The sequence below is a fragment of the Sulfitobacter sp. HI0027 genome (genome assembly GCF_001634775.1).
Lineage (GTDB): Bacteria > Pseudomonadota > Alphaproteobacteria > Rhodobacterales > Rhodobacteraceae > Sulfitobacter.
The window spans coordinates 1-25,004 of record NZ_LWER01000360.1 but is presented as its reverse complement, the minus strand read 5'-3'; the positions used below and the strand labels follow the sequence as shown (position 1 = coordinate 25,004).

The window sequence follows — 25,004 nt, the reverse complement described above, 5'->3', positions numbered from 1 at the left end:
CGCGGAATATCCAGGATGACCTTCCCACTGTCGGTAGTCACAGTCTTCTGGCTGCTGCCATTACGACGATTGGGCGGATGGTTCTGGCCCTCCGCGACACCTTCTTCGCGCTCTGCCCCAAGATGTTCCTCCATCTCAGCTGTTAAAGCGCGTTCTGCCAATGCTTTGGTCAACTCGGCAAGAATGCCCTCCTTGCCGAATAGGTCGCCAGAGGACCGGCCTTCCATCAGTTGGTCTAATAGCTTTTTGTCGATGCTCATACGTGGGTCTCCTTATAGAGCAGTTACCACGCCAGAGCACAAAATTCAGGACAGTCCCCTTCAACTCGGCTGTTCCTTGGGTAGAGGAAGTGTCCAACTATCTCTTTGTCTGGGCGGGCTTCCTATCCTGCGCCCACTTGCTTGGGGAAGAAAAACATCTACGCGTCGACTTTGCAGTCAAGCTCTTACCAAAGAAAGCGCAGGTTGGCGTCAAGCTTTTAAACGACATGGTACTTGTCGTTTTCTTCATCTCAATGGTAGCCCCCAGCATTCGCTTGTTAGGCAAGCTGCGGACTACGCCATCTTTGAGGATGCCCGAAGCGATCCCATATTCGATCCTGCCGATCACCATGGTGATCTGTCTCGTTCACCTTATTTCGCTTATTCGCCGTCACTACGCGGCCTACCGGGAGGCGTCTTCATGAGCCTTGCAATTCTGCTTGTCGGTTTTGCCCTGCTGTTTCTGCTCGGAATGCCTGTCGCTTTCGCAATGATCATCGCTGCTTGGGCTTATGTACTTTACAGTGGGTTCGACCTGTCCTTTCTGTCACTGCAACTGTTCGCCGGGCTAGACTTCTTTGTTCTGTTGGCTATCCCATTGTTCATCCTTGCCTCCGAAGTGATGGCCCGCACATCCGTTGCGCAACGGATATTTGACTTTGCCCAAGCGATGGTGGGCGGCATTCACGGTGGGTTGGGCCATGTGAATACCGTCACTTCCGTGGTGTTTTCCGGCATGTCCGGTTCTGCTGTTGCAGATGTCGGCGGGATCGGCCGCCTAAGCTATCGGGCCATGGTCGACCAAGGGTATCCAGCACCTTATAGTGCTGCTGTGACTGTCTCCAGCGCAGTAATCGGTCCAATCATTCCGCCATCAATTCCGATGATCGTTTTCTCAATGGTCTCGGGCGCGTCGATTGCAAAGTTATTCTTTGCTGGTGCGATACCGGGGTTGATTATCGCCGTAGCGATCTTTGGATATGTCTACGTCACGTCACGCCGCCGAGGCTATCCCATGGGCAGCCGTGCTAACTTCGCCCAGCTTGTCGCTGCCCTAATCGCGGGTTTTCTGCCACTGATGACACCTGTCATCCTATTAGCAAGCATTTACTTGGGCATCGTTACGATCACCGAAGCCGCCGCCGTAGCCGTGCTTTATGCGCTGGCACTCGGGATTTTTGTTTACCGAGCCTTGGGGCTGAAAGACTTTGTCGACTGCATGCGCTCGGTCTTTGTGACCTGTGGGCCGATCCTTATCTTGTTGCCTGCCGCCAAAGTTTTTGGGTTTGCCCTCACCGCCGAAGGCGTCTCGCAGCATTTCGCCGTTTGGGTCACATCGATTTCAGAAAACCCAATATTCATCTTGGTGGCCATTAACGTGCTGTTCCTCTTACTCGGCTGCATTTCGGACCCGAACGTTAACATCATGCTGTTCGTTCCTATCGTCATGCCATTGGCCAACATGATCGGGATCGATCCGATCCAGTTCGGCATGATTGTTGTCCTAAACTGCATGATCGGGCTGGCAACGCCACCTGTGGGAGGACTGCTCTTTGCCATCTGCGGAATGGAAAAGATCAGGCTCGAAGAGGTCTTCAAAGCGATGTGGCCCTTTTTGGGACTGCTCATCGGTGTCCTCGTATTGGTGTCCGCCTTCCCTGGCCTTTCGCTGTGGTTGCCCAGCGTCCTTTTTGACTGATTGAAAGTAGCTATCATGACTATCTCTCCTGCCTGGATGAAACCGGCTCTTAGTTCCGGATCGGTATTGCGCGGCCTCATGGTTTCGGAATTGAAAACTCCATTCCTAGGCGCGCTCCTAGACTCAATCGGAATGGATTTTGCAATTCTGGATCAAGAACATGGTAGCTATGGTCCGGACATGCTGGCTTCGCTTATGGCGGGCTTTCGCAACGGGCGGTGCCAGCCCATTGTCCGGGTACCGGAAATCAGGCGCGATGCATTTCTGACGCCGCTTGAACTGGGCGCTGCAGGCGTGCTTGTGCCGCGTGTGGAAACCGCAGATGAGGCGCGGTCCATCGTTGACTTCTGTCACTACGCGCCGTCGGGTTCTCGCGGTGTCAGCACGTCACGCGCCCACACCCGTTTTTCGCGCGTCAACCCTGCAGAGTACCTGCCGCAAGCGAACGCGGAACTCCTGATTGGGGTCCAAATCGAGACTGAAGCGGCACTGGGTGTTCTGGATGACATCTTATCGGTCGAAGGGATCGATATGGCTTTTATCGGCCCATCTGATCTAAGCGTGTCTTGCGGGATTTCGTCAAAGTTGACGTCGCCAGAAATGGCGACCCATGTTGATGCTATCCTGGCGGCATGCAAGCGTCACGGGAAATTCGGTGCACTTCAGACAACCGATTGGGAATCTGCTTTGGCGCTGGTGCCGAAAGGCCTTAATGTAATTTCTGCCACCACCGATCTTGCGGCGCTTCAACACGGTATGAAGGCTGCACTGGGTGCGCTTAACACCCTGTCGAGCGCGAACTGAGCAATGGCCGATAACGATTGTTTCCTTGGCCTTGATCTAGGTACCAGCAGCCTTAAAGCGGTTTTAACTGACAGGCACGGTGCGGTGCTCGCTGAGGCGTCCGCGCATTATCCGACCTTACGGCCTCAAATTGGCTGGTCCGAGCAGGACCCCGCCGACTGGCTCACGGCGATGACCGCGACCGTTGCCGAACTGTATGCCAAAGCATCGCAGTACATGGAACATCTGGTCGCGATCGGCTTTTGTTCCGCAGCCCATTTGCCGGTGCTGCTCGATGCAGATGGTCAGGTAGTGCGCCCGGCGATTTTGTGGAGCGATCAGCGTAGTACAGTCGAGGTCGACTGGCTGATTGCCAATCACGGTCCGAAGATACGCCAGGTTACCTTAAACCAGCCGTCTTGCACCTGGACGTTGCCACAGCTTGCTTGGGTGTCTGGGAACGAACCTGAATCCATGGCACGCACAGTTTCCTTATTGTCTTCTAAAGACTACCTTATCTATCTGCTGACCGGACAGCATCAGATGGATTTGACGTCTGCAGTCGCGACATTGCTGTATGATGTCGGTGAGCGACGCTGGGATCTCGAACTATGCGTACTGGCGGGCCTATCTCCGGAAGCTCTCCCTCAAGTTGTAGAACCTACGACATGTGTCGGAAAGACTGGAGATGGTGCGAAGAGCTTTGGCTTGCCTAAGGGCGTCGCAGTGATCAGCGGTGCGCTAGATAGTGCCGCAGAAATCGTAGTCTGTGCCGGTCGGACAGTTGCCCCGCCTGCGGTCATTCGCGTCGGATCATCGGCTGCAATTCTTGCCCCCGGAAAGCCTGTCTTCAAACAAGGTGTGCTGAATTACCCGCACGCTGTAATGCCGGGCCATTATTATCAGGCCGGGACGAATGCGGGGGCGGTTGCACTTCAATGGGTGCGCCAGCTCGCCGGCGGATTAGACCATTCCGAGGTTGACGCGATGGTCAAGGCAGCGCCCGCAGGAGCAGATGGCTTATTGTTTCACCCGTACCTACAAGGTGAAAGAGCACCGTATTGGAATCCCGATATGCGGGGAAGTTTCTCAGGTATTCATACTCGACATGATATAGGCTATTTCGTACGGGCAGTCATGGAGGGGGTCGCGTTCTCCCTCCGGGATTGCATTCAGCGCCTGGAACTTGACCTTTCTCATGACGTTCCGGCCAGAGTGGCTGGCGGCGTGACACGCGGGCAAATCTGGCCGCAAATCCTCGCGGACGTCCTAGGGCGTCCGCTTGAAACAGTCGACCATGCTGAATCGGCTCTGGGCGCGGCGTTTATCGCTATGTGGGCCAAGGGCGGACCCATTGGTATCCCCGAAGTTTCCGCGCGTACAACGATCCGACCAGATTTGAAAAAGACTGACCTCTATTCTGAGATGTTCGGTCGCTATCAACGATGGGCAGATTTTATGGATCGGGAAGCCCGAAGAGGCGCTTGTCCCTAGTGTTCGCCACCTGACGTAAGATTCCCGTGAAAAACGCGCACCAAATTTCGAGGCGCTCTCGTCATCCTGACTTGCCAAAGGACTGATGCTGTAACCGCCCCCCCCCGACGTCACTCTTGTGTCAAGGTGGATCATGTTTGATCCAATTAGGGGTGTTGTCAACTTAACTTGCCACCCGCGAATAGATGGCCGGTCTTTGAGCGTCAGATGCTCGCAGCCTCCTTCCAGGCGTCGAAGGCCTCTATTCTGTGATAGCGTGTTTCGGTTGCGGAACGGCGGCGGGCGGGTATCGAGAAGCGGTTTCTGGTGGCAGAATGACAGGCTACAAACCGTTGCAACCCGCCCGGAGAGCGAAACCCTTGCATGCACCGCTCTCGTTTTCGAAACGGCAAATGGCTGTTCTCGGCCCGATTGTTAAGGCCTTTGTGGGAGCGATGTTAAAGGCCGGAAGCGATCTCGCGTCTGGCCGCACCGTAGGAGCGCAGCTTGTCCGTGACGATCCGTTTGGGCAGGCCAAACCGCTTGATCAGGGCTTTCAAAAGACGCTTTGCGGCACGCTTGTCGCGCTTAGATTGCAGAATTTCCTCCAGGACGATCCCCTCTTGATCAACCGCGCGCCAGAGCCAGAATTTCCGCCCGGAAATCGCCACCACAATTTCGTCGAGATGCCAAACGTCTCCCGGAGGCGCCTGCCGCCGGCGCAAGTTTCTGGTGATCTGCGGGGCGAATTTCGCCACCCAACGCCGGATCGTTTCGTAGGAAACATCAATGCCACGCTTCAGCAGCATTTCCTCGACTTCGCGCAGGGATAGGTTGAACCGGACGTACAGCCAAACCGCGTGCGCGATGATCTCTGGTGGAAAACGGTGGCGCTTGTAGCTGACGATCATGCTCATGCGCCGCAACTACGCAAAATCTCCAACGATTCCAACAGGCCCGAGTTAATGTGACAATGCCGTTTGAGTGACCGATGGTTGCAAACCTGGCGGTCACGACGAGATCTTGGACAGCGCGTCCTCCTTGTGAGCCGCAACATGGTCGGTCTTGTCGCTTTCAATCTCGTATTGCGGATCATCCTTGGACGCACGTCGCCGATGCCCTTTGTAGTTGAAATCCTCTTCGTGAACTTTCACGATATGTCCGCTCACGCGGCCCGCTTCAGAGTTCCAACTCACGTGATCACCTACTGAAAACTTGGCCATATCGGAACCTCCTTCAGATGGACAACTCCCGTCTTGCAGACGCTGTTCCACACGAGGAAGACGTGGCGTGCATTGCGCTACGCAGCACGCCAAGACCGCCCTGGGACCCATTGAAATCAGTCCTGTTCGGATGCAACCTATCGCCGGAGGCAGCAGCCATGGATGACAGCGACGATCACGGGGGGGAGCCCCCCTGCTTTGACCATTTGATTGCAGGCGGCGAAAGCGCCGACCCCCAGATCGCGCGGGATGTCGCGAGGTTTCGCAAAGCGGAGCGCGTGCGTCTGCTGGCCGGGCGAGAGATGTCGGTGGAAGACCGGAAGATCGGCACGGACATACTGATCGGCGGCCTCGATCCGATGGTCGCGCCTGGGCTGGGAATGCGGATCGCGGCTTATTGGCCTATTAGGGGTGAGCCGGATCTTTGCCGCTGGATGGCCTCTGCGCATGAGAGGGGCGCACAAATCCTGCTCCCCATCGTCGTCAGAAAGAACCAGCCGCTCGAGTTTCATGAGTGGACGCCAAGATGCGAGATGGCGCGGGGTGTTTGGAACATCCTCGTTCCCACAAGCGGCACCGAATTAGTTCCGGATACCGTCATCGCGCCTCTGGTGGGCGTCGACGAGGCATGTTTCCGGCTTGGCAATGGCGGGGGTTACTATGATCGCACGCTCGCCGCTATGCAGCCACACCCGCGCACGATTGGGATCGGGTTCGCGGGTTGTCGATTGAAGACCATCTTCCCGACGCCTTGGGACGTGCCGATGGACGAGGTATTATTGTCGGATGGCACCCGGCTCTCGCAACAGGCTCGCAACTACGCTGCCGCATCTCCAAGAACCACTACCTAAGGAACAAAACACGTTGCGCCTTCCTGCCATCACCAATCTGATCAACCAGTTGGTGGAGCCAATCATCACGCCGTTGAATGAGGGCAATGTCTATCCGCAGCTGACCGTGCGGCCCGAGGCCGACTGCAAGCGCTATGAGGCGCTCTGCTCGGCCGAGGAGGCTGCCGCATGAACGCTCTCATCGACCAACTGACGGCCTTGAGGCTGCATGGAATGGCAGCTTGCGCCCATGATTTGCTGTCCGCGCGCAAGCCACCAAGTCTGACCACAGCGATAAAGCAACTGATCGACGCGGAAACCGTAGAGCGGCGGGTGCGTTCCATCCAGTATCAAATGCGCATCGCGAAGTTCCCCCATCATAAGGACTTCGCCACCTTCGATTACGGCGCGGCCGCGGTGAGTAAGGCCCAGATCGAACCCTTCTGCTCGGGTCAGTTCACCGAAGAGGCGCACAACCTCATCCTGGTCGGCGGAACCGGGACAGGCAAAACTCACATCGCCATCGCGCTTGGAACCACATTGATCAACAACGGCAAGAAGGTCCGCTTCTTCAACGCGGTCGATCTGATGCCAACTCTGTTCGGATCCTCGGCCAAGGCCGCTGCCGGGGATAATATAGCAAACTCGAGATACAGAAGGCTCAGGATTCATTTGATGTACTATAGTCAGCCATATCGGCGGTCATGGCCTCAATGACAAAATCAACAAATGCGTCAGGCACATCAAGATAATACTCTTTTTCGGACCATGATCCCATTGTCGTGTCTAAGCCACGAGACTGTATCCATAACCCTAATTTTTCTAGTTCGCCCTCCGGCGTAGCACTAAGAAACGCTATTTGCGAACCCCGTTTATCCACATCTCTGTTTGAGACCTCACTTTTCGTAAACTGAATATCAATATTCGCACCGGGTTGACGCATCCAGATGCATTTTCCATTACGTCGAAGCTCGATCATGCCAAGGCATTCCTTGAACAATTCGATAATGATATCGAAATGTTCGCCTTTTATTCTATTTGAGAAGTGATTTAACTCCATGATATAGAGACCTCTATAAGAAAAGGGATACGGGATACCTGACGATCACCAACCGTTTTTGAAAGTAATGCGGTACCTAGAGTGTGGTTTTTTAAGACAAGCGGTAAAAAAACCGCTTGCCTCGCGATCCATTCTATACGACCGGCTCAATATGCCCCAATTCGATCAACCTAGAATAGTTATCGGTCAATCCCCACTGTTCAATTAACCTTCCATCAACTACCCGGCAGATCATCATATCTATAACTTTGAACGATTTCCCGTTCTTAGGTAAAGGCCCATCTGCTTGGCTAGTCCCCGAAAGCGTTTGCCGAACCGAAACAAGCTCACCGCTCCCAAAGATAATCTCAACATCTTCGTGATAGTCGGGCCACATTTTTCTAATTTCTGATACGTGTTTGCGAAGGCCGTCCCAACCGGGCTCCCATTTCATCAAGCCAAATCCGCCCTGATGAGATTTGAAATCAGGAGAGTAGAACTCCGGAATCCGATCAAGAAGACCTTTGTTGAAAATTACATCAATAGATCCTAGAACAGTCTTAACGTTTTCTTCTTCAGACATCGTTTTCCTACTTTCTTGTTTGCTTTGGAAAGACCATACGCGCGGAGGAACATTTTTCTTTCAGCGCCGAAATTCTTCATGGGCTTAGTTTAGCAATTATTCTAACTGCAAAAACTATGTCCACTTCCGATGCTTCATCCAATAGGTGGTACCGCGGTATAATAATACTCCCAGGATCATTGCGGAGAAGACAATCACAGCTGCCGCTGCAGCGGTAACATCTACGCCGTATTGAATTCCTGAAAAAAATCGTAAAGGTAGGGTCTGCGTGTTCGTATCGGCGACAAAGTATGTCACGATGAACTCATCCCAAGAGATAATGAACGCGAAGATTCCCCCTGCAGCAATCGCAGGTGCGATAATAGGTGCTGTAACTCGCATAAAGCACTCAAGCTGAGAAGCACCTAAGCTCCGAGCCGCTCTTTCTAATGAAGCATCAAAAGTCGACAGCCGAGAGGCAACATTAATATAGACAAACGGAATAGCAATAGCGCTATGGGACAAAACCAGACCGAATGTTGTTCCAGCCAAATGTAGCCGGGAGAATATTCCGAAGATGCCGATTGCGAAGGTAATGTGAGGTCCAATCATAGGAAACAGAAGAAAGATGGAAATAACGTTCCCATAAGCCATCTTTTTTCTAATGATCGCGAACGCAGCCAGCGTCCCACACACAACCGATAAGATCGTTGTGAACACAGCCACTTCAAGGCTTTTGAGGGAAGCATTTACCCAAGTGGGCTCACTAAAAAAGCTCCAGAACCAGCGCAGAGAAAACCCCTGTGGTGGAAAAGCAAGATATTCTGCCGAGTTGAAGGCGAACGGAAATATCATAAGAATTGGGAGTAAGGTAAAGGCTAGTACAAGGATCGCGAATACATACATAAGCGTCCACGCAACCTTGCTTTGAATTCTATGGTTCATCTGGACTGGCTCCCAAACAAAGTCTTCAGATCAAAGAAACGGCCATAGACAAGCAGAAGGAGGATGGTGACGACCATAAGAAGCCAACCCATTGCTGCGGCGACATTAAACTCGCCAAGGTTCATAACCTGAACCTGAATGATCTGAGCAATCATTGCATCCTTTCTCCCCCCCAAAAGTGCAGGGGTGATATAGAATCCTAGCGAAAGTAGGAATGTTAACAGTGCTCCCGCACTTACGCCTTGCATACTAAGAGGAAGAAAAATACGCAGGAAGCTACGTAGCGGGGACGCACCAAGGCTTTTTGCCGCAGAGATAAGATGGGTATCGATACTCCGCATTCCTGCAACAATAGGCAACACGCAAAACGGCAGCATTACATTGACCATGCCTATCAAAAGGCCAATGCGGTTATAAACAAGCTGAACCGGGGCCTCGATTAGTCCAAACATTACCAGAGTGGAATTGATGATCCCCCGGTTTTCTAAGATCGCGATCCAAGCAAAAGAGCGGATTAAGGCTCCAACCAGGACGGGAGATACTACGGCGATCATCATGATCACCCGTATTTTGGGAGGCGCATGATGTATGACAAATGCGAGGGGATACCCAATGAGAACGCAGATAATAGTTACTAACAGCGCGATCACGAATGATCGATACACAATACGTGCGAACACAGAGGTGTCGAACACTTGCGCATAGTTGCCAACTCCGTAGCCCCCATCAGTTATGAAGCTTTTCACCAGCAACCACGCCAACGGATAAACGAGAACAATGGCATAGAGCGCGAAGACTGGAACCAAAAGCGCCCACGGCGCGCTCGCTAGCCTCGTTAGCGTCGCAGGAACCGCATATTTTGATCGCTGCCTCTGCAAATATTTCTCGTGCATCATTTCGGACCGTTTCCATTTAGCGCTTCGAAGGGGGCGAGTGCATTGTAAGGCCGACCGAAAAACAAGTGGTCGGCCCGTTTGCTAGATAGCTAATGAAGAAGCCTTTAGTTCAGCGTCCAGCTCTGCCACCGCGAAAATACCGGCTTCAAGTTTTGGGACCACCAATCCGAATCCATCGTAACGAGACCTTTGGCATTGGTAGGGTATGTCGGCATGTGCTTTTGGTGTTCGGCGCTATAGGCCTCGTCTGCTGCGGGGTTATTGCCCCCATAGGCCATCACATCTCCAACAACTTGCTGTCCTTCGGCTTTCGTGATGTAATCCAAAAACTTCATCGCGTTCTCCGGATTCTTTGCACCCTTAGGAACGACCCAGTAGTCGACGAAATTTACGCCGCCATTGAACGAGTAATCGATGTCCAGGCCATCCCGACTTGCCTTAAACGCACGTCCATTTGGAATGACACCGATTGTGGCTTGGCCAGACGCGAGAAGCTGAACGCCTTGTTCGTTCGCGGTATAAAAGATAATTTCGTCTTTTATCTCATCTAGCTTGGCAAACGCGCGATCAAGATCGAGTGGATAAAGATTATCCGGCGCAACCCCATCGGCAAGAAGGGCGATCTCTAAAACCCCATAGGGTGTACTAGAGCGAATTGCTCGTTTACCTGGGTATTGCTCCAAATCAAAGATGGCTTGAGGCCCCACATCTTCGCTGATTCCGGCAGAGTTCCACGCGACGACACTTGCGGAGTAGAGAGCTGCAATACGACTGGGCTTTGCTGCGCCCTCGCGCAAGCCATCAGCGTCTACAACATCGTAATTAATCGGATGAATAAGATCGTCTTTCTTGGCAATCTCGCTATCAATCGGAGCGAGATAAACGACGTCCCACTTTACATTCCCAGCTTCCACCTGTGCTTTCAAAGGGCCAACGGTACTATCTTGACTTGCCATTGAAACCTCAAGCCCGGTTTCCTCTTCGAAAGGTGTAACATAGGCTTCTCTAAGGACTTCTTCAAATGTGCCACCGGTTGCGGCAATTACTAGGTCCTGAGCTATTGCGGTAGACCCAAGACCGAGCAGCGACAGGGCGACTGCCCCTTTTAAGTAAGATCTCATCGTTATCTCCTCTCTGATGCGTGTTAAATTTATGTCTTCTTTGATGACTTATTATTGGTTTTCGCGGACAACGATAACGTTGGCGGGATCGATATATACGTCTACCTTGCCGGTCCGCAGGTGTTCTACGTCACTCACGCGAACGACCAACTTTAACTCTCCTATGCAGATGGTACCTCTGGTCGTAGAACCGCTATAGACGCAGTCTATTACTTCAGCGGTGAAAACATTTTCAGCTTTCTTTGGAAGCGTGTGGTCTAACATTTGAATGTGCTCAGGCCGGATCGAAAGAGTTACCTGGCTGTTTGGAGTGAGCTGTATGGACGTGCGGATACTGATACCGGCTTCTAGGTTCACTGCCGCGTTGCGTTCAACATTTTCAGAAACCACACCGTGAACAAGGTTTGTTTCGCCAATAAACTCTGCCACAAAATCTGTGGTTGGCCTTTCGTATACTTCTTCGGCCGAACCGGCTTGAGCGACCTCGCCGTTGTTCATCACCACCACAAGATCAGACATTGTCAGCGCCTCTTCTTGATCATGTGTCACAGCGACAACAGTAATCCCTAACGAGCGTTGGATCCTTTTGATTTCAAACTGCATGGCTTGCCTTAGCTGTCTGTCTAACGCGCTTAATGGCTCGTCCATTAGCAGCAATTTTGGGGTGAAGACAGTTGCTCTAGCCAAGGCGACCCTTTGCTGCTGACCGCCACTCAGCTGAGATGGGTAGCGATCTGCAAAATCCGTTAGGCGCACCAAATCCAAAGATTTTCCCACGGCCTCTTTGATATCGCCGGGCGCCCAACGGCGCATCTTCAATGGGAAGGCAATATTCTCGCGAACGGTCATATGGGGAAACAGAGCGTAGCTTTGGAAAACAACACCGATATCTCGTTTGTGGGGCGCAAGATCAGTGATCGACTGCCCGTCGACCGCAATATCGCCCGACGTCACGCTTTCGAAGCCGGCGATCATCATCAAAGTAGTCGTCTTTCCTGAGCCACTTGGCCCGAGTAAAGTGACGAACTCGCCTGACCTGATATCTAAATTAACCCCACGCACAGCTGGCTCCGAAGACCCACTATATTTCTTGACTAGAGATCTTAAGGTAACACTAGCCCCATGTGCTTCTTGCATAGGTTCGGCGTCAAGCGCTCCATTCATACTGCCATCCATTCTGATCAGCCTCGCGGTGTTGTAGGGCCTGCCAGCGACCCTCTAGCCGGCAGAGTAGTTTGACATATAGAGAAAAAATGCCAACAAAGGCCGAACCTATCGGTCAAAGTGGCCGACTTCGAGCTTTCGATAACATCACGTATTGTGAGGTTTCCTAACCCATTTCACTCTATAAGTTGCGTCTTACTAAGAAGCCTAACAGTGCTAACATAAAAACGAGAAACTCAAAATTTGAATTGATCGATGCAAAAGAGGAATGCATGAGGCAAAGAAGATTTCTCCCATCCACCAAACTCCTCCTCGCCTTGGATGCCGTGGTCCGGCATGGATCGGTGACAGCAGCGGCAAAAGAGCTGAACCTAACGCAGAGCACAGTAAGCAGATTGATCTTGACGCTAGAACAGCAGCTCGGCCGAGAGCTGTTTGTTAGAGAGAAAAGACGGATGACCCCCAATGCTGCAGCGCTTAATTACCAGCGTGAGGTCTCTCGAGCGTTAGATATGATACATCGTTCAAGTATGTCCGTAGTTGCGAACCCTAATGGCGGGACCCTGTCACTTGCCGTCCCCCCGACGTTTGCGTCGCGCTGGCTCGGTCCCCGGCTTGGAAAGTTCATGGGTGAGAACCCTGGTGTACTTATCAATATGTCTACACGAATAGGGAAGCTGAACTTTGAAAGCGAAGTGTTTGACGCCGTCATTTACTGCGGCCTGGATGACTGGGAAGGCGTAGACTATCTAAAGCTTTTTGAAGAGAAAGTGACGGCCTGTGTTTCGGTGGAATTTTCCAGGACGCATCGTTTGCACTGCTTAGATAACCTAAGAGGTTTGCCAATGCTTCAATTGGAATCCCAGCCTGATGTTTGGGCTGATTGGTTCCGGGAGCAGGGCGGTGAGCCCCCAGATCCGACAGGAATGCTAATGGACCAATTTTCTATGATGATCCAAGCGGCTATTGAGGGTCTTGGAATCGCTATACTTCCTGACTATCTCGCTCAGATTGAAATTACTGAAGGGCGTTTAGTTCCTGTACTTGAACCAGCCGTGCCGCTCCGGCAATCTTATTGGCTAGCCTGGCCGCACCACAAAGATAGCGACGCTCCTCTACGCGTATTTCGAGAATGGCTCGGTCAAGAGGGGAAAATATATTTACCGAGCATTCATTTGACTTAGACCGCGGCGGTTTCGTTAGAGGTGGTATATTACCTATACTAACCTTTGTGAAATTTTCTTCACGTTCTTCGTTCGTCTAGGTGTTTGATCCCACGGTTTGATGGTGCGATCCTTCGAAATTATTAACGTCCTGAAGCCATAATTTAACACTATTGGCAATAGTGTTAACCTTGGCTCACGCCACCTCACTACTGGTTTACTGTGGGTGCGCTGAAGTGGTGGAATAGCTGTCTCACACCCACATCGAGGGGGGTTTTAGGAGCGAACCCGATTTCTGTCGCAGCCAGTTGATTGCGGAGTTCAGAAATGCCACGTGCATCTGGGGCAGGAGGGGAACATGTCACTACCATATCGGGATGAAGCTTCATAATGATATTCGCCACCTCTGACATTTCGACTGCGCGCCCAGCGGTAATATTAAAAATCTTCGATTGAGGTGTCTCTGCTTCTGCCGCGCGCAAAAGCCCCTCTACCGCATCGGTAATATGGAGATAATGTGTATAGGCATCTGCGGGCGTGAGGACGGCGAACTTCTCTCCTGAATGAGCGGCCCGCACCAGCTGCTCCAGCGTCGTAGGTGTTTGCCGCCCCGGCCCATATATCCAAGACAGCCGCAATGAGATCGCATCCACGCCATGCTCATTTGCATAGCCCAGCATTACCTGTTCCCCTGCCACTTTGCTGGCACCGTAGACCGTACAAGTGGCAAGTTGGGTCGCTTCATCGACAGAACCAGAGAGCTCACCGTATACTTCGCTGGTGGAGCAGATGATGACACGTCCCACGCCGTGGCGGCGGGCGGCCTCCAGAACAGCGGCTGTGCCTCCGGCATTGATCCGCCATATATCCAAGGGGCGATCAGGCATGACCATGGGACCGGATACGGCACCACAATGCAGGATTGTATCGAACATCCCTTGTCTCACAACCGCATCAACCTGCTCACTGTCAGTTACTTCGCATTGCGTGATATCTGGGCGCTGGCGCGACACCGAGCCGATATCTGTGGCCAACACATCCAGTTCTCTCGCTCTCAGAGTATTGACGACTGCTGCCCCGAGAAAGCCACCTGCCCCCGTTACCAAGACCCGCCCCAGCTTTCTGCCAGGCAAGAACCGATCACTCTGGCTCATTCGTTGTTCCTTTATGATGTGCCTCTCAGGATATCTTCTAAAGGTCCTGCTGCCAATTCACTATAGAACATGCGTAGGTGTGAGTATTTATTCCCTTTTTCGGCGATGTTGCTTCTTTGAATCACTCAACTGCAGATCTACGATGTTCTGGAAATCAGCATATTGGAGGGTGTGTTCTACGTGCGCACCGAAGAAGGATACTTATGGGACAACTCGACAATCAGATCGCTTTCGTGACGGGAGCCGCCACGGGCTTAGGGCGCGGTATCGCGTTACTTTATGCCCGTGAGGGCGCGGATGTCGCAATACTCGATCGCAATGGACCAGGCAGCGCGCAGGTTGCTGAAGATATCGAGAAGCTTGGCCGGCGCAGCGTCGCAATTGAGGTCGATGTAGGAGACGAGGAGGCCGTCATTGCGGCGATAGCTGACGGGGTCCAAAAGCTTGGTGACCCGGATATCCTTGTTAACAACGCTGGAATTATCACAGTCGCAGCAATGGAGGAAATGGATACCAAAACCTGGGACGATATGTTGCGGATAAACTTGAAAAGCGTCTTTCTTTGCACCCGAGCCGTGCTGCCTGCAATGCGGGCGCGCGGCTATGGGCGGATCATCAACATCAGCTCGCAACTCGCTCATAAGGGTGGCTATGGGATGACCCACTATGCGGCAGCCAAGGCTGGAGTAATTGGACTGACAAAGGCGCTCGCCCATGAAGTGACCAAGGACGGTATCGCAGTGAACGCGATTTGCCCCGGCCCACTGGACACAGATATGAAGCTGCCCCCCGAATGGGCCGCTAGCAAACAGAATGATCTAATGATCGGACGACAAGGCCGCGTCGAAGAAATTGCCCCGACCGCATTGCTTTTGGCAACAGAGGCAGCGGCCTTCTATGTCGGCACGACCTTCAACCCCAACGGCGGTGATGTCATGATCTGAATCTAAGGGGTGGTGCTATGCGTTAAGCCGCAAGTGCTGCCCGCACTGTTTGGCTGGAAGCGATCTCGCCTGAAAGTGCAATACGCTTCAAAGCAGATGCATGACGGTCGTCGGTATCTGTGGCGCAAGCATCCTCGATGCATATCATGCGATATCCCAGCACGGACCCGACCTTCATTGTTTGCTCAACACATTGGTCTGTCAGAAAGCCGGTGCAAAGAATGGTCGATATGCCGATATTGCGCATAACGTAGTCAAAATTGGTCGAATGGAAAAGGCAAGCCGAGGACTTCTTCAGTACGATTTCATCGTTTTGAGGCGCAAACCGAGACGTGACTTGCCCGCCCTGCGACCCTTTAGGAATGTTGAATCCAGACAGTTTATAGTCGAGGCTTCGGTCACGACCATCCTGGGTGAGGTTCTCCATAACGGTATAGGTTACCTCAACCCCGCCCTTACGCGCGGCTGGTAAGAGCTTTGAGAGACTTGGCCATACGACCTGTTCGATGCGGTCATAAAAAAACGGTCGAGGCGGGTGATTAACTGGATCGAGCACGTAGTCTTGTACATCAATCAACAGCAGCGCAGTTTTTTCGGCTTCAAGAAACATCGTCATGACGTCCGCACAAACGGTTCTTTCAAACCGAAGAGACCCTTTGGTCGCACCAATAGAAAAGCAATTAGGGCCACAGCCACGATCACCTGGGTCATGCCATAGACCCCCGTCGCTTCCTCCACCTGACGCAAAGATTCACTGCCGAAGGTGATTAAGACGGCGGCAAAAATCGCCCCAATGATAGACCCTTGCCCACCAACCACGATAATCGCAACAAGATTGAAGGCCAATATTAGGCCGAAGGACTTAGGTGACATGACAGAAACGACATGCGGCAAGAGAGCCCCACAGAAACCCGCAATACCTGCCCCTAGAACGAAGGCTATCACTTTGAGCCGGATGGCTTTGATGCCAAAGCATCGAGCAGCCATTTCGTTTTCACGCACAGCTAGCATTGCCCGCCCTACAGAGGCATGTTTGATCCGCCAGCACAGAACAATTACCAGTACCGTAAAGAAGCCGATCAATGCGAGCGTGGCCTCCCGCGGGACACCTGTGATACCGCGACCACCGCGGGTAAATCCATCGAGATTGAGGGCGAAGGTCTGAACAACGATGATTAACCCCAGCGTCGCCACAGCCAGGTAATGGGTTTGGAGGTGTACCACGAGCCGCCCGATAAGCCAGCCCAACAGGGCAGCAGTCAACCCGCCCACAAGCGCCGCGATGGGTAGGGAGAGATGGATTTGTGCGACCGTTTCGGACAGCGCAGGCATAGCAAACCCCTTGCGCCCCACCGGATAGGTAAACAAAATCGCAACATAGGCCCCGATGGTCATGAATGCAGGGTGGCCGAGGCTGAACATGCCGGTAAAGCCATTGGTCATCGTCAAGCTGACCGCCAGCATCACCTGAATGAGCATGAGTGCCGTAAAGGTCTGGAAATAACCGTTGCCCGAAGCATCAACCGCCAGAACCAGCAGGGCCATGGCGGCAATTAGCACAAAGAATGCTTGCCAAGGTGTGATCTGCAGCCGTTTCATGCCCGCTCCTGCTCCACTTCACCAAACAGCCCCTGAGGACGGACCAGTAGGATCAAAATTAAAAGCCCAAAAACGAAGGCATCGCGATAACCTGAATATTCAGGGGGTAGGAAGCCTACAAAGGCAATCTCAGAAAAGCCGAGAATATAGCCGCCGACGATGGCGCCGGGAAGGGACCCCACTCCGCCGATGATGGTAGCAAGAAAGGCCTTAAGCCCCGGCAAGAACCCCATCAAAGGGTTGATTTGGCCGTATTTCCCCGCCCAAAAAAGGCCGGCGAGAGCGGCCAAAGCTCCGCCAAGGCCAAAGACGAGGAATACGAGGCGACCGATTGAGATACCCATGAGTTGGGCAGCAAACGGATTTTCTGCCACCGCACGGATCGCAATCCCGACCCGGGTCTTGCGGATGAAGGCAGTCAGGCCGAGCGCACATAACAAAGTGACCACCGGAATAACGAGATCAATCAAAGCCACATCTGCGCCCCCGAGAGGAAGCCGCATCCGGAACACTTCAGGAAAGTTGAAGTTACGCGGTTGCGAGCCAAGGAAGATCAGCGCGAGGTTCTGGATCGCGATAGAGGCAGAAAGCGTGACAATGAACCCCGTAATCATGGGGGCCCCGCTGATAGAGCGGAAGGCAATCCTCTCGATAAGCCCGCCAGCTGCAAAGCCTCCCGCCAAGACCAAAAGCGGAATAGCAGCCCATGGCACAACATCACTTGCCACCAAGCCGAAGGTCATAAAGGCCCCGATCATGAGCAGGTCGCCATGAGCAAAGTTAACCAGACGTATGACACCGTAAATCAGTGAAAAGCCAATCGCGACCAGTGCATAAAGACTGCCCAAGCTCAGGCCGTTTACGATCTGCTGGATCAGATAGTCGGACATCAGCCCACTCCCAAATATGCTTCGAAAACAGCTGGATCATCGAGCAGTTCATCGCCGGTGCCTTGAAGCACAATACGACCGTTCTCGATGACAAAAGCGCGGTCTGCGAGCTCCAATGCCAGCATCGCGTTTTGCTCTACGATCAGCATCGTGACGCCTTGCTCGCGGTTCAACTTTTCAAGAAAATCGAATATTTCTTCAGTAATCTGGGGCGCCAGCCCCAAAGAAGGCTCATCCAGCAAAAGCAGTTTTGGCTCGGCGACGAGAGCGCGGCCAATGGCCAGCATCATCTGCTCACCGCCCGAAAGATTGCCCGCAGGCATTGTGCGCCGCTCACCCAAAATGGGAAATCGCTCGTATATATCCGCAACCGCCCGCGCAACACGGGCCTTATCATTGGCCAGAAATGCCCCCAGTTGCAGGTTCTCTTCGATGCTCAGACGCCCAAAAATCTGACGGCCCTCAGGGGCATGAACGATACCTGCGCGCACAAGGTCGACCGGGCTCGTGGCACCTATGTCAAAGCTGCCATCAGGGGTCTGTAATGTCACATGACCGCTGGAGATGGGCAGAAGCCCCGACAGGGTCATCAAGGTCGTCGTTTTGCCTGCCCCATTGGCCCCGATAAGCGTTGCGATCTCACCGGTTTCGACGGCAAAGTCGATCCCTTGCAAAACCTTGGTGCGGCCTCGGTTGACGTGCAGACCCTCGACACGCAGCATTACAATACCTCCTTGCGGCGGCGGCCTAGATAAACCGCTTCAACCTCGGGCATACGCAGAACCTCATCGACCTTTCCAAGGGCCAACATCTCGCCCTTGTTCACAACGATGAGCCGTTTGCACAACGCCGCAACCATGCGCACGTTGTGCTCCACCAGAATGATCGTGAGTCCATCGTCGTTCAAACGACGCACAAGCTTTGAAAGCCGCCCTTTTTCGGTGTCCGTCATGCCTGCAGCCGGCTCATCCAGCAGCAGCAAGCTCGGCGCACTGGCGAGCGCCCGTGCGATCTCGACCCGGCGGCGATCCCCATAGGACAGTTCGGACGCGTTGCGGTTTCCAAACTCTGTCAGCCCCGTTCGTTCTAGCATCTCGTCGGCGATCTCGCCAATGCGCTGCTCGGCCGCACGATGCCCCGGCAGACCAAAGATACTGTGCAGTAAGGAGCGCCCCGCACGCGCATGCGCACCCGCCATGATGTTCTGGCGCACCGTCATGTCATCAAATAACCGAATATTCTGGAAGGTACGCGTCATTCCGAGATCGGCGCGCGCTTCAGGGCTCAGGCGGGTGATATCCTCACCTTCGAACTCGATATTGCCGCCACTCGCAGCCATTACACCTGTCAAAACATTGAAGGCTGTCGTTTTTCCGGCACCGTTCGGCCCGATCAGCCCGACCAGATCACCTTTCTCGACAGTGAATTCCAAGTCTGACAGGGCCTGTACGCCGCCGAACCTTTTCGAGAGTTTTCGCACATTCAGTTGCGACATGGGACCTTGCCGAAGACATTGTAGACAAATTTAAATTGATATTGTAACCGTCTGAATGTCAATATGTATTAAAAGTTTCATTTATGAAGCGCCCAGAATATCGCAATCGGAGCCTTCTATGCCTGATAATCTTGCAATCCTAAGTGCCAGTGAGCCGTCTCCTTTCGGGCTTGAGAACGAACTGGGTACGAGCCCCTTTGTTATCGTGTGTGAGCACGCGGGCGCGCGACTGCCCAAAAGCCTTGGAACACTAGGGCTGGATAAGGAACATTTAGCGCGACACTTCATGTGGGATATTGGGGCATTAGATCTGGCGCGCGGGATCGCGCAGCGTCTTGATGCGCCCCTAGCCAGCCAGCGGTATTCGCGCATGATCTGCGACTGCAACCGGCATTGGGAAGCTGAAACCTTCATCCCCACTCACGGCGAGGGGATACCAGTCCCAGCCAACGTCAATCTGACCCTAGCCGAGCGCTCGCGTCGTCGGGCCGAAATCTGGCAGCCATTTCAGGATGGCGTAGAAAACATGTTAAACGCTAGAGATGTACGAAACCAAAGAACGCTTTTTGTAACCATCCATAGCTTCACTCCGGTATTCTTTGGGAAGGAACGTGACGTCGAGTATGGCGTGCTGTTTGATCGCGATACGACGCTATCCCCAGCATTGCTCAAGGCCCTACAGGCGCGGCACGGAGACAAGGCGTTGCCAAATGAGCCCTACGACATGACCCGAGACAGCGACTACACCGTCCCGGTCCATGGTGAGGATCGAGGACTCGACAGCGTTGAAATCGAAGTGCGCAACGACCTTCTTACCACACAAGAGCAGATTGAAGCGCGTGCCGAGGAGCTAGTGTATGCACTGCGGGAAGCTGCTGAGAGTCTCGGTGTGACGCCTGACAATCAAGAAGGAGGAACTGCGCTGTGAAACAAGTGGAACCAATACGCAACTGGCCGTTAACCCCATCGAAAACCGCTGTTCTTGTGGTCGATGTCCAGTTTAGTGAATATACCGACGAGGTCTTAAGCGAGGCGCCTGAAATGTCGGCGGCGATGCATGACCGTATGTTGCCCGCTTTGACGCGCTTGGTCGATGGGGCCCGTGCTTCAGGGTGCGAGATCATCTATACCGTTATCGAAGCTCTGACAGCAGACGGGCGCGACCGTAGCCTGGATCACAAATTGTCAGACATTCTGGTGCCACGCGGCTCTCCGCTCGCCAAAACGCTTCCAGAAGCGCGCCAGCAAAAAGATGACATCTTGATCCCGAAGACCTCTTCCGGCGTTTTCAATTCAACCAACCTCTCCTATTTGCTGCGCAATATGGGATTGGACCGTGTCATCGTGGCGGGCCTGTTGACCGATCAATGTGTTGATATGGCAGTGCGTGATGGTGCGGATCTCGGCTTTTATATGATCTGTGCCGAGGATGCTTGTGTCACCAAGACCAACGTGCGCCACGACAAAGCGCTGGCGGCCTTTGGGGGATATTGTCGGACGGAGACTGTGGATGAGATTCTGCAGCAATTACGAGCTGCAGGATAAACACGTTCGCTCAGCTTAAACGCAGAATCCTCCGAGGAGAGCTCCTCGGAGGATATTGATGTCGTACTCGTTAGCTGCGTTTTCAAATGCCCACGCAACACTGGGCTACTGGTAGATTGAGCCGCAACTCAAGGCCGCCAGATCGACTCGACGTTGAACTCACCGCCCATAACAGAAATGATCGAAATGGGTTTTGGTGGCACCATTGTATCTCGTGTGTACGAAATTGTGCCTGTCACAGCATTAAAGTCGCGCGTTTTCTCCAGCTCGTCGCGGATCGCGTCGGGATCAGCCGAGCCTGCACGCTCGATGGCATCTACGACAAGCATCAGCGCATCGTAGCCTAAGGGTGCGAATGCATTCTCGGGGTCCATGCCGTATTCATCATTGTAGTCGGCAATGAACTTTCCCACCTCAGGGCGGTCATCACCACGATAGGTATGTGTTGAGAACCAGACATCATTTGCCAGGTCCGGCCCGGGCGTATCCGCGACCAAATCCGTGTCGAAGCCGTCGCCCGATACGATTGGCAATTCAAGTCCGGATTCGCGGATTTGCTTGACCGTCAATCCAGCTTCAGTCGGAACCGCGGAGACAAAAATGATATCGGGTGCGGGATCAGTCGATTTGAGGCGCGCAATCTGTGCGGAAAAGTCAGTGTCTCCGATCATGAAACTGTCTTCTGCGACAATTTCCCCGCCACGTTCGATGAAACGCTCTTTGAAGAATTTGCTGAGAGCCTTGGTGAAATCCATTGATTGGTCAGTCCACACTACGGCCGTCTTGGCGTCCATCTCATCAACAGCATAATCTGCGATAGCATAGGATTGATCGTCATCGCCAAACGGCGCCATGAACATATAGTTCCCCACCCATTGCGGCAGTTCGGGATGGGTTGCCCCGGAGGTCACGAAAGGAATGCCTGCTTCTTGAAAAAGTGGCGCTGCCGCCATGACAAAGGTCGTATCGGATTGTCCAATCCCAGCAACGACCCCTTCAGACAAGACCCGCTGAGCCGCCTTAGCAGTTTCCTGTTGGTCGGTTCGCGTATCAGGCGCAAGCAGCTCAATCTGTCGACCAAGGACGCCACCATTTTCGTTTACCTGCTTGGCAGCCAATTGTGCGCCCTTGAGGGACGGGCCATCTAAGGACGACATTCCACCTGTGGAATTATAAAGGGCCCCGATCTTAATTGGCCCATCTTGTGCGAGACTAGGTGCAGCGCCCAGAGCGGACAATGCCGCGGCTGCCACCAGCTTATTTAACGTTTTCATTGATCTTTACTCCCCTGAGTTTCGAATATGGCACCGGATACATAGCATTTGCGTGCCGCTGCTTTCCGCCACCCCTGAAGGTAGGACTCGGAGACATGCCAAAAATAAGCAGCCATATCACCCGTCGTCCACGTCCAACTCTGACGCTAGCCAAGGTAAGACCTTTACGTCAATAATTTTTGACATTTTTAGCTTGTTAGCTTCTATTTATATCATTACTTTTTTTTCATGATCGAAAAATATGCGCACAACCCCATTACACCGCCTGAGCTGGGACAAAATGGTTCTGCCTCAGACACCGTGGCTGAGCGCATTACAGACATTTTCGAAACTCTTGGGCGGCGCGAGCAGGACGTGGCCCGAGAAATCCTGCGACAGTACCCACTTTCCGCGCTTTCCACCGTGGCAGCGTTAGCCGAACGTTCCAGTGTCAGCACCGCGACTGTGCTGCGTCTGGTGCAGCGCCTCAATCTCAATGGATACGGAGAGTTCCAAGAGGCCGTGAAATCTGACGTCGCGCGCTTGCTAGAAACCCCTCTGGAACGCCTCTCGGCCCAAACGGCTCACCTGGCGCCGGAAGAGGGGTCTCTGCTCAGCGACTTGCTCGTCAGAACCGCCCATCAGCTGCAAAATTGTCATGATCCTGTGATGGATGCCGATTTCCGAACCGCGATCGAGCTTCTTGCTGATCCGAAAAATCGCATCTATTGCGCTGGTGGGCACCGTTCACGACACATCGCGGCGCTGCTCACTGAATATCTGGGTTTATTGCGTCCGAATGTTCAACTGGTAGAGGGCCCCTCTGAAGGATGGCAACGCTATCTATTGGAAATGAACAGCCGTACCGTAGTGTGCGTGACAGACATTCGCCGGTATCAGCCATCATTGCTAAAATTTAGCAGCCTTGCGAGCGCGCAGGGGGCCCATGTTATTGCCATCTCTGATGCATGGGCCGACAGGCGTGATTTCGGGGCGGAAGTTCTATTTCGCATGCCCTCTGCGTCAGCCTCTCCGATAGACAGCCATTGCGGACAACTTTTACTGGCTGAGGCACTTGTGGGTGGGCTTGCAAGTAAGATTGGCCCTCCGCTTCACGAACGCCTGACATTGGGCGAGACACTGAGCTGCAGCAGCTCAACTAAATCTCAATCCGACAACCCTTAGGAGGTCCGACGTGACACGCCTTGATACCGACTTGATAATGATCTGCGCCAGTGATGTTGCAGGACAGCTGCGTGGTAAAGCGGTGCCACGTCGAGCGTGGGATTCACGTCAGAAGAACGGCATTGGCTGGACCCCCACCAATATCCTGCAAACGTCCTTCGGCCCCATCGCCCCTTCCCCCTGGGGAGCCTTGGGGGATTTGACGATCCGACCAGACCCAGAGACCTTAATCGATCTCGAAATGGAGGAGGTCGGCATTGATGAAAGTTTCGCCTTAGGCGACATCTTCACATTGGAGGACGGACGGTGGGACTGTTGTCTGCGTGGGCAGCTCAAAACCGCACTAGAACGGCTCGAAGAGAGGCACGGACTGCGTATCAACGCTGCGTTTGAACATGAGTTTCACTATTCGGGTCTGCCGAAACAAGAAGGACTGGGCTACACCCTGCGCACTTTCCGAAGGCTCGGCACGTTTCCTAACGCTGTCATGGGGGTTCTGGACGCCGCAGGACTCGACATCGACACTTTCATGCCGGAGTACGGGCCGGGTCAATGCGAAGTGACCGTCGGCCCAAAACCCGCATTACGAGCAGCTGATGAAGCTGCGATTTTGCGCGACTTGGTGCGCGCCTGTGCGAAAGGGCAGGGCGAGCGCGCGAGCTTTGCTCCCATTCTGCATCCCGATGGCGTCGGGAACGGGGTACATATTCACTTCAGCCTTGAAACCTTAGATGGAAAGCCAAATTGCCACGACCCCGCGCAACCTAATGAGGTCGCACGGGCATCAGGATCCTTTGTGGCAGGTATCCTTGAACGGCTCCCCGAATTCCTGGCCATAGCCGCGCCCTCTGTTCCTTCGTATCTTCGGCTCCAGCCGCATCGCTGGAGTGCGGCCTTCAATAACTTTGGCAACAAAGATCGTGAATCTGCGGTACGTATTTGCCCAGTCTTTGGAACCAAAGACCCCGAAGCTATGGCCCGGAAATTTCATTTCGAATTTCGCGCAGCAGATGCTGCAGCTAGCCCGCATCTTTTACTCGCGGCGCTTGTCAATGCCGGATTGGATGGTTTGGACCGTGATCTCGCAACTCCTACACCCACCGAAACTGATCTCACTACATTGACCCCTGAGGAACTAAGAGCGACTGGCTGCACGCGCTTGGCAACAAATCTCGATGATGCGCTTAAGTCGCTCACGTCTAGCGAATGGGCGGCTAAGGCATTTGGCAAAACACTCATTGATGTGATCGACCGCCATAAGCGTACGGAAATTTCTCTGATGAAGGATTTGTCTGATGAAGAAATTTGCGCGCGCTATTATGAAGCATACTGAAAGTTTACGAACAATTTTTTGTTTTGGATTAGGGCCTTCTGTGGTTGCCGCCCGTAGTGCAAGAATTTTTTGACCCTATTGGCGAGTGATCGAGTGCGGTCTTCTGTAAGGCCTCGAGATGCGGCACTTCCAAAAGCCGCGGGCCGGGATGGTGATCAGCGGATCAGGTCCAAATCTGTTGAGCGAGCTCTGAGCTCGTAGGCCCTAACTGGTTTTCCCAATCCAGATCTATTCGATCGTTTTGCCCATTCAGGTCGTCGTCTTCTTACACTCCCCTTGGCACCGTCGCTAGCAGTTCAACAAGAGCATCATGCCGCGACTGCCAGCGCCGGATCCTTGTAATCTTCGTTCTTTGTCAGCATCGCCCAGATTTGCCGGGCCATCTTATTGGCCAGCGCGATAGCGACCAGCATCTTGGGCTTGCGCGCCAACAATCGTGATAGCCAGC

At 53.3% G+C, this 25,004-nt stretch carries 28 protein-coding genes and 2 pseudogenes; 13 read left to right on the top strand and 17 right to left on the bottom strand.

Features of this window, described 5'->3' with window-relative positions:
- A partial coding sequence (locus tag A3722_RS23580) for a transposase (RefSeq protein ID WP_201722063.1) occupies window positions 1–260 on the bottom strand: 260 nt, incomplete at its 3' end.
- Here A3722_RS23580 and A3722_RS25125 point away from each other — a divergent pair.
- The 4 genes from A3722_RS25125 to A3722_RS17040 are packed head-to-tail and all read left to right on the top strand — an operon-like array spanning window position 161 to window position 4,236.
- The gene (locus A3722_RS25125; RefSeq protein WP_082849535.1) at window positions 161–685 is read left to right on the top strand and encodes a TRAP transporter small permease; all 525 of its coding nucleotides are present in this window, start codon (window positions 161–163) and stop codon (window positions 683–685) included. The two genes, A3722_RS23580 and A3722_RS25125, sit on opposite strands and share 100 nt — an antisense overlap.
- Window positions 682–1,959, top strand: a complete 1,278-nt coding sequence (locus tag A3722_RS17050) for a TRAP transporter large permease (protein ID WP_067626149.1) — start codon at window positions 682–684, stop codon at window positions 1,957–1,959. Before A3722_RS25125 ends, A3722_RS17050 begins: the two co-directional genes overlap by 4 nt.
- 15 nt (window positions 1,960–1,974) lie before the next feature.
- Entirely contained in the window at window positions 1,975–2,763 is a 789-nt protein-coding gene (locus tag A3722_RS17045) for an HpcH/HpaI aldolase family protein (RefSeq protein WP_082849534.1), read from the top strand.
- A gap of 3 nt (window positions 2,764–2,766) precedes the next feature.
- Complete coding sequence (locus A3722_RS17040; RefSeq protein ID WP_067626145.1) at window positions 2,767–4,236, top strand: xylulokinase; 1,470 nt, start codon at window positions 2,767–2,769, stop codon at window positions 4,234–4,236.
- 203 nt (window positions 4,237–4,439) lie between these two features.
- On the opposite strand, the pseudogene A3722_RS17035 reads toward A3722_RS17040, so the two are convergent.
- Window positions 4,440–5,132, bottom strand: a pseudogene (locus A3722_RS17035) (IS6 family transposase).
- Between the two features lie 93 nt (window positions 5,133–5,225).
- A complete protein-coding gene (locus A3722_RS17030; protein WP_067626143.1) occupies window positions 5,226–5,438 on the bottom strand; it encodes a DUF2945 domain-containing protein in 213 nt (70 codons plus the stop codon).
- 158 nt (window positions 5,439–5,596) lie between these two features.
- Here A3722_RS17030 and A3722_RS17025 point away from each other — a divergent pair, with 158 nt between their 5' ends.
- Genes A3722_RS17025 through A3722_RS17020 form a run of 3 tightly spaced genes read left to right on the top strand, consistent with a single transcriptional unit; the run spans window position 5,597 to window position 6,985 of the window.
- On the top strand, window positions 5,597–6,289 hold the full coding sequence (locus A3722_RS17025) for a 5-formyltetrahydrofolate cyclo-ligase (RefSeq protein WP_067626141.1): 693 nt from the start codon (window positions 5,597–5,599) through the stop codon (window positions 6,287–6,289).
- 13 nt (window positions 6,290–6,302) lie between these two features.
- Window positions 6,303–6,461 (top strand): hypothetical protein, encoded by a 159-nt coding sequence (locus A3722_RS23570; protein ID WP_201722062.1) that lies wholly within the window; start codon window positions 6,303–6,305, stop codon window positions 6,459–6,461.
- Entirely contained in the window at window positions 6,458–6,985 is a 528-nt protein-coding gene (locus A3722_RS17020; RefSeq protein ID WP_236627465.1) for an ATP-binding protein, read from the top strand. The genes A3722_RS23570 and A3722_RS17020 overlap by 4 nt, the downstream gene beginning before the upstream one ends.
- Here the strand turns inward: A3722_RS17020 and A3722_RS23565 are convergent.
- The 6 genes from A3722_RS23565 to A3722_RS16995 form a co-directional block, all read right to left on the bottom strand.
- Window positions 6,930–7,247 (bottom strand): hypothetical protein, encoded by a 318-nt coding sequence (locus A3722_RS23565; protein WP_201722061.1) that lies wholly within the window; start codon window positions 7,245–7,247, stop codon window positions 6,930–6,932. The two genes, A3722_RS17020 and A3722_RS23565, sit on opposite strands and share 56 nt — an antisense overlap.
- 214 nt (window positions 7,248–7,461) lie before the next feature.
- Complete coding sequence (locus A3722_RS17015) at window positions 7,462–7,890, bottom strand: ester cyclase (protein ID WP_067626016.1); 429 nt, start codon at window positions 7,888–7,890, stop codon at window positions 7,462–7,464.
- 114 nt (window positions 7,891–8,004) lie between these two features.
- Window positions 8,005–8,814: an ABC transporter permease gene (locus A3722_RS17010; protein WP_067626019.1), complete on the bottom strand. Its 810-nt coding sequence runs from the start codon at window positions 8,812–8,814 to the stop codon at window positions 8,005–8,007.
- A complete protein-coding gene (locus A3722_RS17005; protein ID WP_082849531.1) occupies window positions 8,811–9,710 on the bottom strand; it encodes an ABC transporter permease in 900 nt (299 codons plus the stop codon). Before A3722_RS17005 ends, A3722_RS17010 begins: the two co-directional genes overlap by 4 nt.
- Window positions 9,711–9,814: 104 nt before the next feature.
- The gene (locus tag A3722_RS17000; RefSeq protein ID WP_067626021.1) at window positions 9,815–10,831 is read right to left on the bottom strand and encodes an ABC transporter substrate-binding protein; all 1,017 of its coding nucleotides are present in this window, start codon (window positions 10,829–10,831) and stop codon (window positions 9,815–9,817) included.
- 51 nt (window positions 10,832–10,882) lie between these two features.
- Window positions 10,883–11,968, bottom strand: a complete 1,086-nt coding sequence (locus A3722_RS16995) for an ABC transporter ATP-binding protein (RefSeq protein ID WP_150120058.1) — start codon at window positions 11,966–11,968, stop codon at window positions 10,883–10,885.
- A gap of 299 nt (window positions 11,969–12,267) precedes the next feature.
- Between A3722_RS16995 and A3722_RS16990 the strand changes: the two genes are divergently transcribed.
- Entirely contained in the window at window positions 12,268–13,179 is a 912-nt protein-coding gene (locus A3722_RS16990; protein ID WP_067626024.1) for a LysR family transcriptional regulator, read from the top strand.
- 188 nt (window positions 13,180–13,367) lie between these two features.
- Here A3722_RS16990 and A3722_RS16985 read toward each other — a convergent pair whose 3' ends face one another.
- Window positions 13,368–14,312 carry an NAD-dependent epimerase/dehydratase family protein gene (locus A3722_RS16985; protein WP_067626026.1) on the bottom strand — a complete coding sequence of 315 codons (945 nt, stop codon included), beginning with the start codon at window positions 14,310–14,312 and terminating at the stop codon, window positions 13,368–13,370.
- A 203-nt stretch (window positions 14,313–14,515) separates the two neighbouring features.
- On the opposite strand from A3722_RS16985, the gene A3722_RS16980 reads away from it, so the two are divergent.
- Window positions 14,516–15,256: an SDR family NAD(P)-dependent oxidoreductase gene (locus A3722_RS16980; RefSeq protein WP_067626028.1), complete on the top strand. Its 741-nt coding sequence runs from the start codon at window positions 14,516–14,518 to the stop codon at window positions 15,254–15,256.
- A 22-nt stretch (window positions 15,257–15,278) separates the two neighbouring features.
- Here A3722_RS16980 and A3722_RS16975 read toward each other — a convergent pair whose 3' ends face one another.
- From A3722_RS16975 to A3722_RS16955, 5 genes are read right to left on the bottom strand one after another with little or no spacing between them, the layout of a single operon-like run.
- Window positions 15,279–15,872 (bottom strand): isochorismatase family cysteine hydrolase, encoded by a 594-nt coding sequence (locus A3722_RS16975; protein WP_067626029.1) that lies wholly within the window; start codon window positions 15,870–15,872, stop codon window positions 15,279–15,281.
- A complete protein-coding gene (locus tag A3722_RS16970; protein ID WP_067626031.1) occupies window positions 15,869–16,855 on the bottom strand; it encodes a branched-chain amino acid ABC transporter permease in 987 nt (328 codons plus the stop codon). The genes A3722_RS16975 and A3722_RS16970 overlap by 4 nt, the downstream gene beginning before the upstream one ends.
- The gene (locus A3722_RS16965; protein ID WP_067626032.1) at window positions 16,852–17,745 is read right to left on the bottom strand and encodes a branched-chain amino acid ABC transporter permease; all 894 of its coding nucleotides are present in this window, start codon (window positions 17,743–17,745) and stop codon (window positions 16,852–16,854) included. Before A3722_RS16965 ends, A3722_RS16970 begins: the two co-directional genes overlap by 4 nt.
- A complete protein-coding gene (locus tag A3722_RS16960) occupies window positions 17,745–18,467 on the bottom strand; it encodes an ABC transporter ATP-binding protein (protein WP_067626033.1) in 723 nt (240 codons plus the stop codon). Before A3722_RS16960 ends, A3722_RS16965 begins: the two co-directional genes overlap by 1 nt.
- Window positions 18,467–19,240, bottom strand: a complete 774-nt coding sequence (locus tag A3722_RS16955; protein WP_067626036.1) for an ABC transporter ATP-binding protein — start codon at window positions 19,238–19,240, stop codon at window positions 18,467–18,469. The genes A3722_RS16960 and A3722_RS16955 overlap by 1 nt, the downstream gene beginning before the upstream one ends.
- Window positions 19,241–19,358: 118 nt before the next feature.
- On the opposite strand from A3722_RS16955, the gene A3722_RS16950 reads away from it, so the two are divergent.
- Together A3722_RS16950 and A3722_RS16945 are read left to right on the top strand one after the other, a co-directional pair.
- Window positions 19,359–20,168, top strand: coding sequence for an N-formylglutamate amidohydrolase (locus tag A3722_RS16950; protein WP_067626038.1), 810 nt, complete (start codon window positions 19,359–19,361; stop codon window positions 20,166–20,168).
- Window positions 20,165–20,785, top strand: a complete 621-nt coding sequence (locus tag A3722_RS16945) for a cysteine hydrolase family protein (RefSeq protein WP_067626039.1) — start codon at window positions 20,165–20,167, stop codon at window positions 20,783–20,785. The genes A3722_RS16950 and A3722_RS16945 overlap by 4 nt, the downstream gene beginning before the upstream one ends.
- Window positions 20,786–20,913: 128 nt before the next feature.
- On the opposite strand, the gene A3722_RS16940 is transcribed toward A3722_RS16945, so the two are convergent.
- Window positions 20,914–22,059 (bottom strand): ABC transporter substrate-binding protein, encoded by a 1,146-nt coding sequence (locus A3722_RS16940; protein WP_067626041.1) that lies wholly within the window; start codon window positions 22,057–22,059, stop codon window positions 20,914–20,916.
- Between the two features lie 228 nt (window positions 22,060–22,287).
- Between A3722_RS16940 and A3722_RS16935 the strand changes: the two genes are divergently transcribed.
- Together A3722_RS16935 and A3722_RS16930 are read left to right on the top strand one after the other, a co-directional pair.
- Window positions 22,288–23,223: a MurR/RpiR family transcriptional regulator gene (locus A3722_RS16935; RefSeq protein WP_082849528.1), complete on the top strand. Its 936-nt coding sequence runs from the start codon at window positions 22,288–22,290 to the stop codon at window positions 23,221–23,223.
- Window positions 23,224–23,233: 10 nt separating this feature from the next.
- Window positions 23,234–24,556, top strand: coding sequence for a glutamine synthetase family protein (locus A3722_RS16930; protein ID WP_150120129.1), 1,323 nt, complete (start codon window positions 23,234–23,236; stop codon window positions 24,554–24,556).
- A 308-nt stretch (window positions 24,557–24,864) separates the two neighbouring features.
- Here the strand turns inward: A3722_RS16930 and A3722_RS16925 are convergent.
- Window positions 24,865–25,004: pseudogene (locus tag A3722_RS16925) on the bottom strand (IS110 family transposase); the annotation flags it as partial.

Excerpts from the sequence above, each read along its gene's own strand:
- A3722_RS16955 (WP_067626036.1), bottom strand. The coding sequence starts at position 19,240 with ATGTCGCAACTGAATGTGCGAAAACTCTCGAAAAGGTTCGGCGGCGTA.
- A3722_RS17020 (WP_236627465.1), top strand. The coding sequence starts at position 6,458 with ATGAACGCTCTCATCGACCAACTGACGGCCTTGAGGCTGCATGGAATG.
- A3722_RS17030 (WP_067626143.1), bottom strand. The coding sequence starts at position 5,438 with ATGGCCAAGTTTTCAGTAGGTGATCACGTGAGTTGGAACTCTGAAGCG.
- A3722_RS23565 (WP_201722061.1), bottom strand. The coding sequence starts at position 7,247 with ATGATCGAGCTTCGACGTAATGGAAAATGCATCTGGATGCGTCAACCC.
- A3722_RS17010 (WP_067626019.1), bottom strand. The coding sequence starts at position 8,814 with ATGAACCATAGAATTCAAAGCAAGGTTGCGTGGACGCTTATGTATGTA.
- A3722_RS16970 (WP_067626031.1), bottom strand. The coding sequence starts at position 16,855 with ATGAAACGGCTGCAGATCACACCTTGGCAAGCATTCTTTGTGCTAATT.
- A3722_RS16965 (WP_067626032.1), bottom strand. The coding sequence starts at position 17,745 with ATGTCCGACTATCTGATCCAGCAGATCGTAAACGGCCTGAGCTTGGGC.
- A3722_RS16980 (WP_067626028.1), top strand. The coding sequence starts at position 14,516 with ATGGGACAACTCGACAATCAGATCGCTTTCGTGACGGGAGCCGCCACG.
- A3722_RS16975 (WP_067626029.1), bottom strand. The coding sequence starts at position 15,872 with ATGACGATGTTTCTTGAAGCCGAAAAAACTGCGCTGCTGTTGATTGAT.
- A3722_RS17000 (WP_067626021.1), bottom strand. The coding sequence starts at position 10,831 with ATGAGATCTTACTTAAAAGGGGCAGTCGCCCTGTCGCTGCTCGGTCTT.
- A3722_RS25125 (WP_082849535.1), top strand. The coding sequence starts at position 161 with ATGCTTTGGTCAACTCGGCAAGAATGCCCTCCTTGCCGAATAGGTCGC.
- A3722_RS17045 (WP_082849534.1), top strand. The coding sequence starts at position 1,975 with ATGACTATCTCTCCTGCCTGGATGAAACCGGCTCTTAGTTCCGGATCG.
- A3722_RS16985 (WP_067626026.1), bottom strand. The coding sequence starts at position 14,312 with ATGAGCCAGAGTGATCGGTTCTTGCCTGGCAGAAAGCTGGGGCGGGTC.
- A3722_RS16995 (WP_150120058.1), bottom strand. The coding sequence starts at position 11,968 with ATGCAAGAAGCACATGGGGCTAGTGTTACCTTAAGATCTCTAGTCAAG.
- A3722_RS17005 (WP_082849531.1), bottom strand. The coding sequence starts at position 9,710 with ATGATGCACGAGAAATATTTGCAGAGGCAGCGATCAAAATATGCGGTT.
- A3722_RS16940 (WP_067626041.1), bottom strand. The coding sequence starts at position 22,059 with ATGAAAACGTTAAATAAGCTGGTGGCAGCCGCGGCATTGTCCGCTCTG.
- A3722_RS16960 (WP_067626033.1), bottom strand. The coding sequence starts at position 18,467 with ATGCTGCGTGTCGAGGGTCTGCACGTCAACCGAGGCCGCACCAAGGTT.
- A3722_RS17040 (WP_067626145.1), top strand. The coding sequence starts at position 2,767 with ATGGCCGATAACGATTGTTTCCTTGGCCTTGATCTAGGTACCAGCAGC.
- A3722_RS16950 (WP_067626038.1), top strand. The coding sequence starts at position 19,359 with ATGCCTGATAATCTTGCAATCCTAAGTGCCAGTGAGCCGTCTCCTTTC.
- A3722_RS17015 (WP_067626016.1), bottom strand. The coding sequence starts at position 7,890 with ATGTCTGAAGAAGAAAACGTTAAGACTGTTCTAGGATCTATTGATGTA.
- A3722_RS17025 (WP_067626141.1), top strand. The coding sequence starts at position 5,597 with ATGGATGACAGCGACGATCACGGGGGGGAGCCCCCCTGCTTTGACCAT.
- A3722_RS16935 (WP_082849528.1), top strand. The coding sequence starts at position 22,288 with ATGATCGAAAAATATGCGCACAACCCCATTACACCGCCTGAGCTGGGA.
- A3722_RS16990 (WP_067626024.1), top strand. The coding sequence starts at position 12,268 with ATGAGGCAAAGAAGATTTCTCCCATCCACCAAACTCCTCCTCGCCTTG.
- A3722_RS17050 (WP_067626149.1), top strand. The coding sequence starts at position 682 with ATGAGCCTTGCAATTCTGCTTGTCGGTTTTGCCCTGCTGTTTCTGCTC.